Below are 14,732 nucleotides of genomic sequence, written 5' to 3' on the forward strand. Positions count from 1 at the left end.
GACAAGATCATGCCTTTTAACTTCTACGACACCCACACGCTGCTCATGGCCGTGCAGCAGCTCGCCCCTGCGGCGACTTTCCTGCGCGACCGCTATTTCCCGACCAACGACGCGAGCGACATCTTCTCCACTGAGGATGTGCTGGTCGAGTACCGTGACGGCGTGCGCAAGCTCGCGCCCTTCGTCGCTCCCCGCAAGGGCGGCGTCACCATCCTGCGCAAGGGCTACACCATGGAGCGGTACACCCCGCCCTTCGTGGCTCCCCGCCGCACTCTGACCCTCGACGAGCTGCGCAAGCGTGGCTTCGGTGAGGCCCTGTACTCTCAGCTCACCCCCGAGCAGCGCCAGCAGGTGCTCATTGTACGGGACGCTGACGAGCTGGGCGACCTTATCACCAACCGCGAGGAGGCCATGGCCGCCGAGACCATGCTGACCAACGGCTGCATCATGAAGCACATCGCCGACGACTCCGACAAGGGAGACGAGATGGAGATCCGCTTCTACACCGAGGCCAGCAACCCCGCCACCTACACCCCGACTACCAAGTGGGACGCAGAGGGCGCCAAGATCCGCGCCGACCTCGGCGCGATGGCCCGTATGCTGACCCGCCGCGGCCTGCGTGCTGCCGACCTCGTGTGCTCCCCTGACGTGGCCGATGTCATCGTCGAGGATCCCGACATCAAGGAAATGCTCGACAACCGCCGCTACGAGCTGGGCTCTGTGGCCCCCGAGGAGCTGGCGCCGGGCGCTGCCATCATGGCCCGCCTGAATATCAACGGCCGCATCATCAGCGTGATCTCCTACGACGAGACCTATACCGATGACGACGGCAACGACCAGCTCTACATCCCGAGCGGCAAGTGCATCCTCACCGCCCCCGCTGCGGGCCGCACCTGCTATGGCGCCGTCTCTCAGGTGGAGCAGGCCGACGGCGAGTTCCACACCTACGCCGGCCGCCGCGTGCCGAAGTATGTGTCCAGCGCCGAGGGCAACACCCGCACGCTGACCATCTCCAGCCGCCCGCTGCTGATCCCCAACAACAAAAACCCGTGGATCGTCGCCGATGTCCTGACCACGGACTAAGCCGGCAGAAAGGAGCACGAACATGATCCAGATCACCGCGGGCACCTTCGGCTACTATAACGGCCGCAAGGTTATCCCCATCACCAATGCGGACGGGCCTCAGAAGTTCGACCCCGAGCTCGAGGCCCGTCTGGTCAAGCAGGGCGTCGCCAAGTATGTCGACGAACAGCCCGAGGCCCCTGCCCCGGCCGTAAAGTCGGAGCAGGAGCTCGAGGACACACCCGAGACCGACGACACGGCCGCTGCTCCTGAGTACAACGAGGACATGAAGCTCGACGAGCTGAAGGAAGTGGCGGCCGCCTACGGCGTGGACGCCTCTGCCATGCGCAAGAAGGCCGATGTCATCGCCGCCATCGAGGAGGCGAAGGCGGCGGCCAACGAGGCCGACGACGACCAGACCGGCGACAATGAGGAGCCCCCTCAGATCGGCGCCGCGGATCCCGTCTAATGGCCTTCGACTTCAAGAAAATGGTCGCTGACGACCGCTGCCTCGTGTTCCTCAACCTCGCCGAGTTCGGCGAGGAGCACAAGGTCGACGGCAAGACCATCACCGTCGTGCTGGATGACAACGCCCTGAAGGAACGCCAAGGGGGGCAAGAGCTGGGCGTGGCAGAGTCGTCCCTCATGCTGTATGCAGCAGTCGAGGATCTGCCGCCCCGGCGCCCGGCGGGCGAAGGGCTCAACATCGACGGCCGCGAGTATATCGTCAACGACTGGAGCGAGGACATGGGCGTCGCCACCATCGCGCTCGGCCAGACCGTGACCATGTAAAGGAGGTGCAGCCGTGTCCATAGTCAACAGCATCGAGACCGTCCGGGAGTGGCTGGGCTCCACCGTCTGCCCGATGGTGCAGCTCAAGCTCCCCGACGACAGCGCGACCGACGCCTCCTACCCCTACAAGCTGGTCAACCCGACCGCGTTCTCGCTTTTCGTCCCGTCGAAGGACAGATTGCCCCCAAAGGTGCCGGCCCCCATCCCCTCGGTCTGCGTGCAGATCGTGGAGGGCACCGACAGCCTGACCATGAGCTCGAGGAGCATCAAGATCCGGCTTTGCTTCTCTGCGTGGGATCCCGGCTACCACGGGCGCGACATCTTCAAACCGAAAAACGACGGCAGCGGCGCATACGTCCAGTGGCAAAACGAGGAGGCAGCGGCCTTCTTCGAGAAAAACGGCGAGGGCTGGCGCGACGCATGGAATTTTGTGGACACGGCCCTCCGCATGATCGAGAACGCCGAGTACATCGGCCCGCTGCGCGTCATGAAGGAGGACGGCATCACCTTCGGCCCTGTGTCTGAGCAGGACGCCGTCCCGGACTTCTACCCCTACTGGTTCGCGTGGGTGGAGTTTTCTGCCGAGGAGCCCCTGACACGCACGCCGAAGGACTACCAACACCTGCTTTAAGGGCAGCCGGCCGGCTGCTCTAATTTTATGCAAAGGAGGAAAAGCAGATGGCAAACGAATACCTCTACGGCGCATACGGCCACATCGGCGAGACTGTGGCACAGAGCGCCGTGCAGGCGGGCACCACGCCGGTCTATATCGGCACGGCGCCCGTCAACCTCGTGCGCGGCTTCGCAGACGCCGGCGTCATCAACGAGCCGATCAAGCTCAGCAACATGATCGACGCGCAGCGCAAGCTCGGCTATGCGGCCGACTGGGGCACCTTTACGCTCTGCGAGGTCATGAACGCGCACTTCAACAACACCCTCGGGAACATCGGCCCCATCTACGTCATCAACGTCCTCGACCCGTCTGCGGGCAAGCACCGCAAGGCGACCGAGACCACCCAGCAGCTTTCTTTCACGGGCGGCCGGGCCGAGTTTGCGAGCTCCACCATCATCCTCGACACCCTGACCATCGCCATGAGCGAAGGCGGCGACTACGCCGAGGGCACCGACTACGCTGTGGACTATAACTTCACCAAGGGCACCGTCATCATCACCAGCCTGAACGCGGACTCCCCGCTCACCGGCACCCTGACGGCCAGCTTCTACGAGGTGGACGACAGCGCCATCGAGGACGACGACATCATCGGCGGCGTGACGGCCGGCGGAGAGTACAGCGGCCTAAGTTCCATCGCGCTGCTCTACCCCGAGCAGTTCGCGGTCTGCAACCTGATCGCCGCCCCCGGCTGGAGCCAGAGCCCGGCGGTCTACAACGCCATGCTCACCGCCAGCCAGAAGATCAACGGCCACTGGGACGCCTTCGTCGTCGCTGACCTGCCCCTCGTGGACAGCAGCGCGCAGGCGGTCGACACCATCACCAAGGCCATCGCGTGGAAGAAGAACAACGCCTTCACTGGCGAGCGGTCGAAGGTCTACTGGCCGCAGGGCATCGACAACCTCGGCAACATCTACCACCTGAGCACGCTGGCCGTGGTCGAGCTCATGCGGGCCGACTTCAGCCACAACAGCGTGCCGATGGAGACCTGCGGCAACAAGGCGATCCCCATCATCAAGCAGTATTTTGGGGCCAACGCCACCAACCGCGGCTTCAGCCAGCAGGAGGGCAAGGAGCTGACGCAGAACGGCATCAGCACGGCCGTCGCATGGGGCGGCGAGTGGGTGCTGTGGGGCGACCACACCGCCGCCTACACCTACGGCGCCGACGTGGATCCCCGGGCGATCTTCGACGTGTCCATGCGTATGCTCATGCACATCACCAACGACTTCCAGAGGGAGTGGAGCCCGCGCATCGACGAGCCCATGACCCGGGCGCTCAAGGACGAGATCATCAACCGCGAGCAGGAGAAGCTCGACGGGTATGTCAGCATGGGCGCGCTGCTGGGCGAGCCGCAGATCGTGTTCCTCGAGAGCGAGAACAGCACCACCGACATCATGAACGGCGACTTCCGCTGGGACATCGCCGTCACCCCGACCCCGCCCCTCAAGTCTGCGAGCGTGTACGTCGCATACACCGACGCCGGCTTCTCTGTCTACTACGAAGGAGGTGACGAGTAATGGCAAATCTGTGGCTTGACCTGAAGGGCCCCATCCTCGCCGACACCGTGTACATCAACGGCGTCCTCGTCGCCAAGGACGTGACCATCACCCTGCCGGCCGTCACCCATGTGACCGCCGATTATAAGGCGATGGGCACCTACACCGCACCCATGACCGGCCAGATCGAAGGCATGGAGGCCGCCATCACCAAGATCGGCATCGACAAGGGGCTGCGCTCCATGGTGCAGCTCGAGAGCAAGACGCTGGAGGTCAGATGGGCGCAGGATGTCAAGTACGCCGACGGCTCCACCAAGACCGAAGGCTGCAAGGCGTTCATGCGCTGTGTCCCGAAGCTGATCCCGGGCCTGTCCGTGGATCCGGGCAACCCTTCGGAGAACGAGGTCACGCTGGCCGTGAGCCGCTATCAGGTTTTCGTCGCCGGCGAGGAGTTCTGCCTGATCGACCAGCTCAACACCATCATGCGCATCGGCGGCGTGGACTACGTCAAAGATCTGCGCAGCGTGCTGTAACAACAGATGGGCGCCGCCCGAGGTGGGCGGCGTCCCTCTTTTTATCAACGAAAGGAGACAACGACCATGGAAAAGCTGACACTCAGCAACCCCATCACCATCAACGGCAAGAAGGTCAAGACCCTGACCTATGACACCGGCGCGATCACCGTGGGAATGTTCGCCGAGGCCGAGGCGCTGAAGCTGCGCGCCACCACCCACAAGGCGGGCGGCAGCGCCGGCGCCACCGAGCTCGACTACTCCATGCACCTCTACCTCGCTATGATGGCGATCACCGCCGTCAACCCCGACATCGACATCGCCGACCTCGAGCGCATCAGCGGGCCCGATGTCATGGAGCTGGTGAGGATCGGCCGAAATTTTACCACAACGAGGTCGGGGGCACCCTCCGAGCAAAACGACTCGGAGAGCTCGCCCGAGACTACTCCCGAGCCTTCCACATCTCAGTCGGAGAGCTCCGACGGGAACGCCTGACCGACTTCCTACTCGAATACTACGAAGCGGCCGAGGAGGCGAAAAAGCAGCGGGCAAAGATCCCGAAGCCGAGGATCCCCCACATCCGGCCGCATAGGAGGAGGTGACGCCAGTGGCCAAAAATAAAATGCTGCAAGCCGTCGTGAGTCTCGCCGGCACCATTGACCCGTCACTCGGCAAGGCGCTGGACGATGTCACCGGCAAGCTGGAAAACGTCAACTGGAAGGCCGTGGCCGTCGGCGGCGCTGTGGGCGGCATCGCAGTCGCAACAGGCAAGGCGGTCGTGGAGGCCGGGAAGTATCTGGCCGACCTCGGCAACGAGTACAACACGGCCATCAATCAGCTCTCGGCAGCAACCGGGGCGACCGGCGACGAGCTGGACGCGCTCGGTGAAAGCGTCAAGAACATCTACGCCCAAGGGCTCGGCGATGACTTCGCCGACGTGGCCGACGGTCTGGCTGCAACGCAGCAGGCCAGCGACCTGACCGGCGAAGCTCTGGAGCGAGCAACCGCCGCCGGCTTCAACCTGCGGGACGTGTTCGACTACGATGTCAGCGAGAGCGCCCGGGCAGCGTCGGCCCTGATGAAAAACTTCGGCATCGACGCCGAGGAAGCCTACGGCCTGATCGCCGTGGGCGCGCAGAACGGCGCAGACAAAAACGGCGACCTGCTGGACACCCTGAACGAGTACAGCCCACAGTTTGCGGCCCTCGGCCTCAGCGCCGACCAGTTCATCGGCACCCTCGTGGAGGGCGCTGACGCCGGCCTGTTCTCCATCGACAAGGTCGGCGACGCCGTCAAGGAGTTCAACATCAGAGCGAAGGACGGCAGCGACACGAGCCGGGAAGCCTTCGAGAGCCTCGGCCTCAACGCCGACAAAATGTTCGCAGCCTTCGCCGCAGGTGGAGACACCGCGGAGGCCGCGTTCTTCGACACCGTCGAGGCCCTCAACAGTATGGACGACCCCCTCGCCCGCAACGCGGCCGGCGTGGCCCTGTTCGGCACACAGTTCGAGGATCTGGAAGCCGGTGTGCTGCCGGTGCTGGCGAGTATCGAGACCGCAGCCTACGACGGTGCGGCCGCTCTCCAGCAGATCAACGACGTGAAGTACAACGACCTCGGCAGCGCCTTCGAGGCGATCAAGAGGTCAGCTGAGGTCTCGCTGCTGCCGATGGCGTCCATGATCGCCAACACCCTGACGGCTCTGGCGCCGATCCTGCGGGAGACCTTCGAGGCCATCGCCCCCGTCATCACGGAAACACTCAACGCTTGTATGCCGTTTGTGCAGCAGTTCCTCATGGGAATGGGGCAGGCCCTCCAGACCGTGCTCCCCATGGTCTCGCAACTGGCCGCCGGGCTGCTTCCGCTGCTCTCGCAGCTGATCTCGGCCTTCCTGCCGCCGCTCCTCGAGCTGGCGCAGCAGCTACTCCCGCCGCTGATGCAGATCGTGCAGGCCATCCTCCCGCCCATCGTGAGCATCCTGACCTCGATCCTGCCAATGCTGACGCAGATCATCTCGACGATCCTGCCCGTCCTGACCAGCCTGATCTCGGCCCTGCTGCCTGTCATCACCCCGCTGCTCGAGGTCGCGCTTCAGATCGTCAACAGCGTCATCATGCCCCTCGTGCCCCCTCTCATGCAGATCGTCGAGGCGCTGCTGCCGCCCCTGATGTCGCTGCTCAATGCCATCATGCCGATCCTGAGCCCCCTGCTGGGGCTGCTTCAGCCCATCGCGTCGGTGCTCGGCACCATCGCCAGCGTCATCGGCAAGATCGTGAGCTTCGGCGCGGGCGTCATCAACAGCATCGCCGGCCTGTTCGGCGGCGGCGGGGGTGGCGGGGCTTCCGGCTTCGCAACCGGCGGCTTCACGAGCGGCCCGTCCATCGCGGGCGAGGATCCGCGCTACCCGACCGAGGCCGTCATCAGCTTCAACCCTGCATATAGGGCGCAAAACCTGTCCTACTGGGCCCGCGCCGGCGAAATGCTCGGCGCTATGGACGAGGGCAGCTATGAGCCCATCAGCTCCGGCTCGGGCACGTCCGTGGTCTATGACCTGAGCGGCCTGTCCTTCAGCCCCACGATCAAGGTCGACGGCAACACCGACGAGGACGCCCTGATCCGAAAGCTGCGGGATCTGGAGCCGGAGTTCATCGACTTCATCCTCGAAGCACTCGCAAGAAGGGAGGGCGGCGCCTATGTCACAGCGGATAGTCGGCTATATTGATTACACCGCGCAAGGCGGCGACACCTTCGACAGCATCGCGCTGGCAGCCTATAACGAGGAGCGAATGGCGAGCACCATCATCAACGCCAACCGCGACCTCTGCGACGTGCTGATCTTCGAGGGCGGCGAGGCCGTGCGGATCCCCATCGTCGAGACCGTGGAGACGCCCGACACCTTGCCGCCGTGGAGGAGGTGAGTCTGCCCTGTGAAAATCATCTACGAGGGGACGGACATCTACCCCGAGATCAGCGTCCACCGCTGCTATCACGATATGTACGCAGACAAGCAGAGCGACGAGCTGCTGCTCAAGCTCAACGACACCCGGGAGCTGTGGGACAGGTGGAGCCCCAAGAAGGGCGACACCATCGCCGTCGAGGACGGCACCGCCAAGACGGGCAAGATGTTCGTCGAGAGCGTCGTCCCTGAGTCCGGCCTCATAACCCTGCGGGCCTACTCGGCCCCGCAATCCACCAAGGACAAGAGGAGCAAGTCGTGGGAAAAGGTCAAGTTCCTGCAACTGATCCAAGAGATCGCCGGCCGGCACGGCCTCACGGTCGAGACCTACGGCATCACCGACCAGACCTACGACTACGTCGAGCAGAACAACCTCCCCGACTTCGCTTTTCTTCAGGCACGCTGCACCCTCGAGGGCGCGGCTTTTTTAGTCTATGACGGCAAGCTGGTCGTCTACGACGAGGCATACATGGAGGGCCAGCAGCCCGTCGACACCATCACCATCACGCCGGCCAACGACTTCGAGTACCGGGACGAGGGCGCCTACGCCTACGGCTCGGCCGAGGCCGTCAACGGCGGCCTGACCGGCACCTTCTCGGCGCCGGCCGGGGGCGACAAGGTGCTGCGCAAGATCCTCCCTTTCCGCATGACTGACCAAGCAGAGGCCGACCGCTTCGCCAAGGGCCTGCTCCGGGACGCCAACAAAGAGGCGACCGTCGCAACGCTCTGGACGGGGACGCTGCTGCGCGAGTACGCGGCGGGCTCCGTGGTGACGCTCTCCACCGAGGGCGTCGCCTCGTGGGACGGCACGGCCTTCGTGAGCCGGATCCGGCACGACTACGTCAAGACCCGGAGCAAGCTCTATCTGCGCAAGCCTCTGGAGGGATATTGACCATGCCAAACAGCAACACCCAAATGATCCAAAAGGGCAAGATCTCGAGCATCGAGGGCGAGCCCGACAGAAACGGCGACAAGACCACGGCCCGGGTGCTCCCGAGCACCGCCGACAGCCTCGTCACGAGGCCGCTGACGATCCCGTGGTATCTGCGCGGGGACATGGGAAACCTGAGCCCCGGCGTCGAAGTCGCCTACGCTATGTTCGAGGACGGCACCGGCCTGATCCTCTCCCGCATGGACGGGGAGTGGCCCGGCATCGTCCCCGGCGACATCACCATCAAGAAGGGCGCGCTCACCGTGCAGGACAAGGGCGTCAGCGTACCGTCGGCCGATGTCACGGCCGGCGGCATCAGCCTGACCAGTCACACCCACACCGCACCGCACGGAGAGACAACCGGCCCGCACTAAGGAAGGAGGCCAAGCATCATGTCCGTCATGGCATCGTGGAACGGCAAGACATGGGGCGTCTCCCCCGAGCGGATCGCCGCCCTGAATGGCGTCTCGGCCAGCGTGGAGCTGGACACCGAGAACAGCGACGACAAGGCGGGATCCCCGGCCACCAAGACCAAGGCGCTCAAGCTCCAGAGCATGAGCTTCGACTTCGATCTCGGCGTCGCCGTGGGCTGCGATGTCCGCGGCGAGTACGAGTCGTGGACGGCGCTGGTGGGTCAGTACGCCCCCTTCTACCTCGGCGGCACGCGCTTCGGCCCGGCCAACCTTCAGCTCACTGGCGTGAGCCTCGGCGACACCACGGTCGACAACTTCGGCCGGATCCTCAAGGGCAAGATCACCATCAACCTGACCGAGTACGCCGAGGAGGCCAGCAGCAAGAAGGCGACCGCCGGCAGCTCCAACGGGGGCAGCTCGTCCCCGGCCGGAGTCTCCACCGGCGTCGGCCCGCGCCTGAGCGCCATCACCGTCGGCGCATCCAGCAGCGACAAAGCTGCAAAGAAACCCAACAACACCCAACTGACCTAAAGCGAGGTGATCCCATGAAAGCAAGCGGCAACGCAGCGCCCGAGACCTGCGTGCAAAACCTCCTAAAGACCATCCGCGGCGAGGTGCCATACGAGCGCATCAAGGGGATCGACCGCACCCTGATCGACAAGCCGAGCGGGACGGCTGCCAACGATCTGGCCGCCGACGTGGAGTTCGTCGTGGAAACCTACGAGCCCCGCGTGCGCCTGAGCTCGTCCGATCTGGTCGCGCTGGTCGCGCAGACCGGCGACTTCGAGCTGCGGGCCAGCATTGACAACACACTCTGAAGGAGGTGAACAGCATGAGCGACGAGACCAACACCTACGGCGACGACATCCACCTCACCACCACCGACGCGACGGCCATCTACAACACCCTGATCGCTGCGCTCGAAAAGGGCGCCGGCGAGCCTCTGTACCCCGGCGACGAGCGCCGGATCTTCGGCGAGGGGCTCGTGGCCGTGTTCGTCGCCCTCTACAACAGCCTCGACGACACCGGGCGGCAGACCCTTCTCCGCTATGCGCGGGGCGAGGTGCTGGACGCCATCGGCGAGCGGCTGGATGTCCACCGGCTGGAAGGATCCCCGGCAAAGACGACCATGCGCTTCTCCGTGAGCACGCCGCAGCCCAACAACATCATCATCCCGAAGTGGACGAAGGTGACGCCGGACAGCGACCACTACTTTGCCACCGACGAGATCGCCGTCCTTCAGGCCGGCGCCTACTCCGTGGAGATCCCGACCTCGGCCGTCAGCAACGGCACCGAGTACAACGGGTACGCCCCGGGCACCATCACCACCCTCGTCGACCTGATCCCCTACATCGAGAGCGTCACCAACATCACGGCGACGGCCGGCGGCGACGACGGCGAGCCCTACACCGAGGAAGGCGACAACCGGCTGCGCGAGCGCATCCGACTGGCGCCGGCGTCCCGGTCTACGGCCGGGCCGGAACAGGCTTACATCTACTGGGCCATGACGGCCGACAGCTCCATCATCGACGCCCGGGCCGTCAGCGAGACGGAAACCATCAGCCGCACCCTCACGGTCTACGACGGCCACGCCTTCATCGGCGGCGGCCGGCTGCTGCCGGACACCCTGATCGTCAAGGAGCACGGGGAGAGCACGGCCGGCGTGGAGGACACCGACTACACTGTGGACTACACCGACGACCTGCTGACCATCGAGCTCAAGGGCGCCCTTGCGGACGCCACGAGCCTCGACATCACCATCACCCGCACCCTCGAGGGCTGTGTCAAGATTGTCCCCCTGCTGGAGGGCGGCGCCGTCCCCGACGAGAGCATCCTCGAGAAGGTGCTGGAGGCGTGCAACGCCTCGGACATCCGGCCGCTCACCGACGTGGTCACGGCCGTGGCGCCCGAGGTCATCACCTACGACATCGAGATCGTCTACTACACCACCCCCGAGACGGAGGCCGAGGTCGTCGCCAATGTGGAAGGCACCGGCGGCGCCATCGACCGCTACAACGAGTGGCAGGTGGGCGCGCTGGGCCGGGACATCAACCCCGACCAGCTCCGCAAGCGGATCCTCTGCCCGTCGTGGGGCGAAAACCTGACCGGCGCCTTCCGCGTGGACGTGACCAAGCCGGTCTACACACCCGTCAGCGACACGCAGGTCGCCAAGTTCAGCGGGCACCTGACTGTCAGCCATAAGACAGAGAGCGAGGTGGTCTAAATGCGACTCAGCGAAGTCGAGATGATCAAGCTCCTGCCCTCGTGGATGGCACAGGACGGCGCCGACCGCGGGCTGGCCGCCGGCTGCGACACCCTATCCCGGGACGCCTTCGCCCGTCTGAAGCTGCTGAGCAGGTGGGACAAGATCGACCAGCTCAGCGAGGCCGAGCTGGACGAGATGGCGTGGGAGCTGAACATCCAGTGGTATGACAGCACCGCACCCATCGAGACCAAGCGGGCCGTCATCCGCAACAGTGACCGCGTCTATGCCAAGCTCGGCACCCCCTACGCCGTGGCGCAGATCATCGCCGACTACTTCGGCACCGGGGAGGTCAGGGAGTGGTATCAGTACGGCGGCAAGCCTTACCACTTCAAAGTGCTGAGCGACAACCCGGGACTCGTCAACGAAAACCTCGACCTGTTCCTCTCGCTGCTGCGCACCGTAAAGCGGCGCAGCGCATGGCTCGACGCGATCCTGATCTGCCTGACCGGCGAGATGTTCCTTTATGCCGGGATGGCCGTGCGAGAGCACGGCGAGGAGCGGCACGTCATGGGGACGGACGAGATCCACCTCTACCACGGGGCCGTCGTCCACGACAACAACCGGGAGACCGTCACCATCGGCACCAGCGTCCTCGCTTCAGACTAAGGAAAGGAGAAAGACATGGCCGCATTTATCAACAACGACATCACCGCCGCGGGCCTTCTCGTTCTGGCGAAGGGCGTGGCGGGCAAGCAGATCAACTACACCAAGATCGTCCTCGGCGACGGCTACCTCGAGGAGGGCCAGACGCCCCGCTCCCTCACCGGTGTGGTCAGCCCGAAGGCGACCATCGACATCACCAAATGCGTCGTGAACGGCGACGGCACCGTCACCGTGGGCGGCGTGTTCACCAACGACCAGACCAACGACGGCTTTTACTACCGCGAGCTCGGCCTTTATGCGGACGATCCCGACGAGGACGTGGGCGAGGTGCTGTACTGCTACGGCAACTGCGGCGACCTCGCCGAGTGGATCCCGCCGACCGGCGGCGCCACCATCGTCGAGAAAACCATCGACATCGTCACCGCCATCGGCACGGCCACCAACGTGACCGCCTACATCCCCGCGGACGCCTACGCCACCAAGGAGGACTACGAAAACTACAAGGCCATCGCCCTCGCGGCGCAGGCCACGGCCAATCAGGCCATCCTCCTCGCGCAGCAGGCCGTCGGGATCGCAGAGCAGGCCGCGGCCGCCGTGGTCGACCTGAGCAACGTCGTCCAGCAGAACACCAGCAAGATCACGACCCTGTGGGACGCTGTGTTCGGCGACATCACGACCAACCCCTTCCAGATCACCTTTGCCAATCTGGACGGCATCACCCTCACCTCTGGCGTCTGGAACGCTACGCTTCAGCGCCTCGAGTGCTAAGCCATGGACGGCTACGGCTACACGCCGATCCCGCCCGCAGAGGCGTCCTGCATCATCGCGCACCTGTTTGTCGAGCTGGCGCCGCCCTGCTCATGCTGCAAGCGTGAGGACGGCGTGATCGTCATTCAGGGCACCGCCTACGACGGCACCGGCGCGAGGATCACCATCAAAGGGGAGGAGGTGAGGTACTACGGCAAGCAACGGACACTCGCGGCCATACGAGCGGGCCAATGTAGGCCGCCCGCCCTTCGGCCGTGAAAAGCTCCCGGAGATGCAGGTCATCAGCGACGCCAAGGAGCTCGAGAAGCACACCTACATCAAGACGCGCAACCCGAACATCTTCCCCAAAAAGGAACGGCTCGGGCTGGCGCAACGGATGATGAACGAGGCCAGCGACCTCGTCGCCGACCTGATGGAAGCCAACGACCTGCTCCTGACCGACCCGCAGGAGCGGGAGCTGCGATACCGGGCGCAACGCTCGGCCCTGCGCAACTGCCGGAAGCTGATCCACCACATCGAGCTCGCCCACGAGATCCTCAGCGGGCTCGGCGACGACGCCTTTGCACACTGGTCGCGGATGGCGGCCGGCGTCAAAAACCAGACCGCCAAATGGTACAAATCCGATAAAGAAAGGGCCGCCAAGATGGACGCGCAGGCGCGTCATCAATAGGCAGCCCGTGGGGTACGCCTTGTTTTTTCGTGCCGGGTCGGCCAACAACGCCCGCAACGTCAATTCCGACGGCACGCTGAACAGGAACAACGCCTACAACGGCAACAACGGCCTGCGCCCCGCTTCGATGGATAGCCCGACTTATTAACCGGCCGGAGACGGCCGGCGAACACTGTGCACCATCATCCAAGGAAGGCGTATCCCTCCCGCACCCGGCGCCGTTTGACCGGCCCGGCCATGGGTAAACACAGGACTGCCGATGCTCCCGGCGGCGCACGCAAAGCGTGGCCGGAGCTGCCGACGGCAGGGATTTTTTCACATGGAGAACATCGTCAACAGCTTCAACTCGCTATACAAAGCATACCGCAAGACCCGCTGCGGGAAGCGGGACAACCCCACGGCCATGCGCTACCGCATGGAGGCCATCGAGCGCACGGCCGACCTCTCTGACCGCCTCCAGCGGCGCGAGTACACCTTCGGGCCCTACTATCCCTTCAAGGTGTACGAGCCCAAGGAGCGGCTCGTCCTTGCCATAGACTTCGAGGGCAAAGTCGTCCAGCACTCGCTCTGCGACAACGTCCTCGAGCCCGTGTTCTCCCGGCGCTTCATCCGGGATAACTATGCCGGACAAATCGGCAAAGGCACCCACGACGGCCTCGACCGTCTGGCCGACGCCATGCGCCACTACTTTTTCAGCCGGAAGGCAGCAGACGAGGAGGCCCGGCGGGCCGCCGGCCTGCCATACCGGCCGATGGAGGAGTGGGACTACGCCGAGGGCTGGGTGCTGAAAGGTGACTTTTCCAAGTTCTTTTACACCCTGCTGCACGCCGTCTGCTTCGAGAAGGCCCGCAAGGCTCTGGCCTTCCTGTCTGACGAGGAGCTGATCGACTTCGTCGAGTGGCTGCTCTGGATCGTCATCGACAGCACGCCAGACCCCGGGATCCCCATCGGCAACCAGTCGAGCCAACTACTCGCCCTGCTCTATCTGGACGACTTCGACCACTGGCTGCGGGATGACCTCGGCCTCGTCTATGGCCGTTACATGGATGACTTCTACATCATCAGCAGCGACAAGCTGCTGCTCCGGGAGATCCTCAAGCGGATCGAGGAGTACATCAAGCCGCTGGGCCTGCGCCTGAACGGCAAGACGCAGATCTTCCCGCTCAAGAACGGCATCGACTTCCTCGGCTTCCACACCTATCTCACGAGCACCGGCAAGGTGGTCAGAAAGGTGAGGGCCAAGAGCATCGACAACATGAAGCGGAAGATCCGCAAGTTCCGCGGCCTCGTGGACAGGGGCAAGATGACGCTCGAGAGCGTGAGCCAATCCTACGCAAGCTGGACGGGCCACATCTCGCACGGCAACACCTACCACCTGCGGCAGAACATGGACGCCTATTTCTTCGCATACTTCCCGGAGCTAAAACCTACCGAAAGGAGACAAGACTCATGCCTCAAACCCTCGGAAGCCTTGCCAACAAGGCAAAAATCAAGTTCGGCAGCCTCTACGGCGCGCCGATCATCTGGATCAAGGCCGACAAAAACCACGCCGGCTACCCCTCCAACAGCGTCACCCTCGTGACCAACCAGATC

Annotated in this window: 20 protein-coding genes; all 20 read left to right on the forward strand. The window is 64.3% G+C overall.

Going from position 1 to position 14,732, the window contains the following annotated elements:
• The first annotated feature begins 9 nt into the window (after positions 1 to 9).
• The 20 genes from I2C21_RS02010 to I2C21_RS02105 all read left to right on the forward strand — a co-directional run bounded on the left by I2C21_RS02010 (position 10) and on the right by I2C21_RS02105 (position 14,721).
• On the forward strand, positions 10 to 1,083 hold the full coding sequence (locus I2C21_RS02010; protein WP_195278374.1) for a major capsid protein: 1,074 nt from the start codon (positions 10 to 12) through the stop codon (positions 1,081 to 1,083).
• Between the two features lie 22 nt (positions 1,084 to 1,105).
• Complete coding sequence (locus I2C21_RS02015) at positions 1,106 to 1,531, forward strand: Rho termination factor N-terminal domain-containing protein (RefSeq protein WP_195278375.1); 426 nt, start codon at positions 1,106 to 1,108, stop codon at positions 1,529 to 1,531.
• Positions 1,531 to 1,854 carry a head-tail joining protein gene (locus I2C21_RS02020; RefSeq protein WP_195278376.1) on the forward strand — a complete coding sequence of 108 codons (324 nt, stop codon included), beginning with the start codon at positions 1,531 to 1,533 and terminating at the stop codon, positions 1,852 to 1,854. The genes I2C21_RS02015 and I2C21_RS02020 overlap by 1 nt, the downstream gene beginning before the upstream one ends.
• A gap of 13 nt (positions 1,855 to 1,867) precedes the next feature.
• Positions 1,868 to 2,485 carry a hypothetical protein gene (locus I2C21_RS02025; RefSeq protein ID WP_195278377.1) on the forward strand — a complete coding sequence of 206 codons (618 nt, stop codon included), beginning with the start codon at positions 1,868 to 1,870 and terminating at the stop codon, positions 2,483 to 2,485.
• Positions 2,486 to 2,532: 47 nt separating this feature from the next.
• The gene (locus I2C21_RS02030) at positions 2,533 to 4,044 is read left to right on the forward strand and encodes a phage tail sheath family protein (RefSeq protein WP_195278378.1); all 1,512 of its coding nucleotides are present in this window, start codon (positions 2,533 to 2,535) and stop codon (positions 4,042 to 4,044) included.
• A complete protein-coding gene (locus I2C21_RS02035; RefSeq protein WP_016148044.1) occupies positions 4,044 to 4,556 on the forward strand; it encodes a phage major tail tube protein in 513 nt (170 codons plus the stop codon). The genes I2C21_RS02030 and I2C21_RS02035 overlap by 1 nt, the downstream gene beginning before the upstream one ends.
• 66 nt (positions 4,557 to 4,622) lie before the next feature.
• Positions 4,623 to 5,030, forward strand: a complete 408-nt coding sequence (locus I2C21_RS02040) for an early nodulin 20 (N-20) (protein WP_195278379.1) — start codon at positions 4,623 to 4,625, stop codon at positions 5,028 to 5,030.
• A 112-nt stretch (positions 5,031 to 5,142) separates the two neighbouring features.
• Complete coding sequence (locus tag I2C21_RS02045; protein WP_246960378.1) at positions 5,143 to 7,254, forward strand: phage tail tape measure protein; 2,112 nt, start codon at positions 5,143 to 5,145, stop codon at positions 7,252 to 7,254.
• A complete protein-coding gene (locus I2C21_RS02050; protein WP_195278381.1) occupies positions 7,226 to 7,450 on the forward strand; it encodes a tail protein X in 225 nt (74 codons plus the stop codon). The genes I2C21_RS02045 and I2C21_RS02050 overlap by 29 nt, the downstream gene beginning before the upstream one ends.
• Before the next feature lie 9 nt (positions 7,451 to 7,459).
• The gene (locus I2C21_RS02055; RefSeq protein WP_195278382.1) at positions 7,460 to 8,380 is read left to right on the forward strand and encodes a phage late control D family protein; all 921 of its coding nucleotides are present in this window, start codon (positions 7,460 to 7,462) and stop codon (positions 8,378 to 8,380) included.
• Between the two features lie 2 nt (positions 8,381 to 8,382).
• Complete coding sequence (locus I2C21_RS02060; protein WP_195278383.1) at positions 8,383 to 8,793, forward strand: pre-mRNA-splicing factor; 411 nt, start codon at positions 8,383 to 8,385, stop codon at positions 8,791 to 8,793.
• Between the two features lie 18 nt (positions 8,794 to 8,811).
• The gene (locus tag I2C21_RS02065; RefSeq protein ID WP_087219482.1) at positions 8,812 to 9,363 is read left to right on the forward strand and encodes a hypothetical protein; all 552 of its coding nucleotides are present in this window, start codon (positions 8,812 to 8,814) and stop codon (positions 9,361 to 9,363) included.
• Positions 9,364 to 9,377: 14 nt separating this feature from the next.
• Positions 9,378 to 9,650 (forward strand): early E1A protein, encoded by a 273-nt coding sequence (locus tag I2C21_RS02070; RefSeq protein ID WP_195278384.1) that lies wholly within the window; start codon positions 9,378 to 9,380, stop codon positions 9,648 to 9,650.
• Positions 9,651 to 9,961: 311 nt separating this feature from the next.
• Positions 9,962 to 11,056 (forward strand): baseplate J/gp47 family protein, encoded by a 1,095-nt coding sequence (locus I2C21_RS02075; RefSeq protein ID WP_502709451.1) that lies wholly within the window; start codon positions 9,962 to 9,964, stop codon positions 11,054 to 11,056.
• Positions 11,057 to 11,704 carry a phage tail protein I gene (locus I2C21_RS02080; RefSeq protein WP_016148053.1) on the forward strand — a complete coding sequence of 216 codons (648 nt, stop codon included), beginning with the start codon at positions 11,057 to 11,059 and terminating at the stop codon, positions 11,702 to 11,704. It begins immediately after the preceding gene.
• Positions 11,705 to 11,719: 15 nt separating this feature from the next.
• Positions 11,720 to 12,469, forward strand: a complete 750-nt coding sequence (locus tag I2C21_RS02085) for a hypothetical protein (RefSeq protein WP_195278386.1) — start codon at positions 11,720 to 11,722, stop codon at positions 12,467 to 12,469.
• A 3-nt stretch (positions 12,470 to 12,472) separates the two neighbouring features.
• Positions 12,473 to 12,727, forward strand: a complete 255-nt coding sequence (locus tag I2C21_RS02090; protein WP_110440180.1) for a hypothetical protein — start codon at positions 12,473 to 12,475, stop codon at positions 12,725 to 12,727.
• 13 nt (positions 12,728 to 12,740) lie between these two features.
• Positions 12,741 to 13,139, forward strand: a complete 399-nt coding sequence (locus I2C21_RS02095; protein ID WP_087219471.1) for a four helix bundle protein — start codon at positions 12,741 to 12,743, stop codon at positions 13,137 to 13,139.
• Positions 13,140 to 13,146: 7 nt separating this feature from the next.
• Positions 13,147 to 13,287 (forward strand): hypothetical protein, encoded by a 141-nt coding sequence (locus I2C21_RS02100; protein WP_195278387.1) that lies wholly within the window; start codon positions 13,147 to 13,149, stop codon positions 13,285 to 13,287.
• Positions 13,288 to 13,398: 111 nt separating this feature from the next.
• Positions 13,399 to 14,721, forward strand: coding sequence for a reverse transcriptase/maturase family protein (locus tag I2C21_RS02105; RefSeq protein WP_195278388.1), 1,323 nt, complete (start codon positions 13,399 to 13,401; stop codon positions 14,719 to 14,721).
• Positions 14,722 to 14,732: the final 11 nt, after the last annotated feature.

This window comes from Clostridium sp. J1101437_171009_A5 (genome assembly GCF_015547905.1).
Classification (GTDB): domain Bacteria; phylum Bacillota; class Clostridia; order Oscillospirales; family Oscillospiraceae; genus Pseudoflavonifractor_A; species Pseudoflavonifractor_A gallinarum.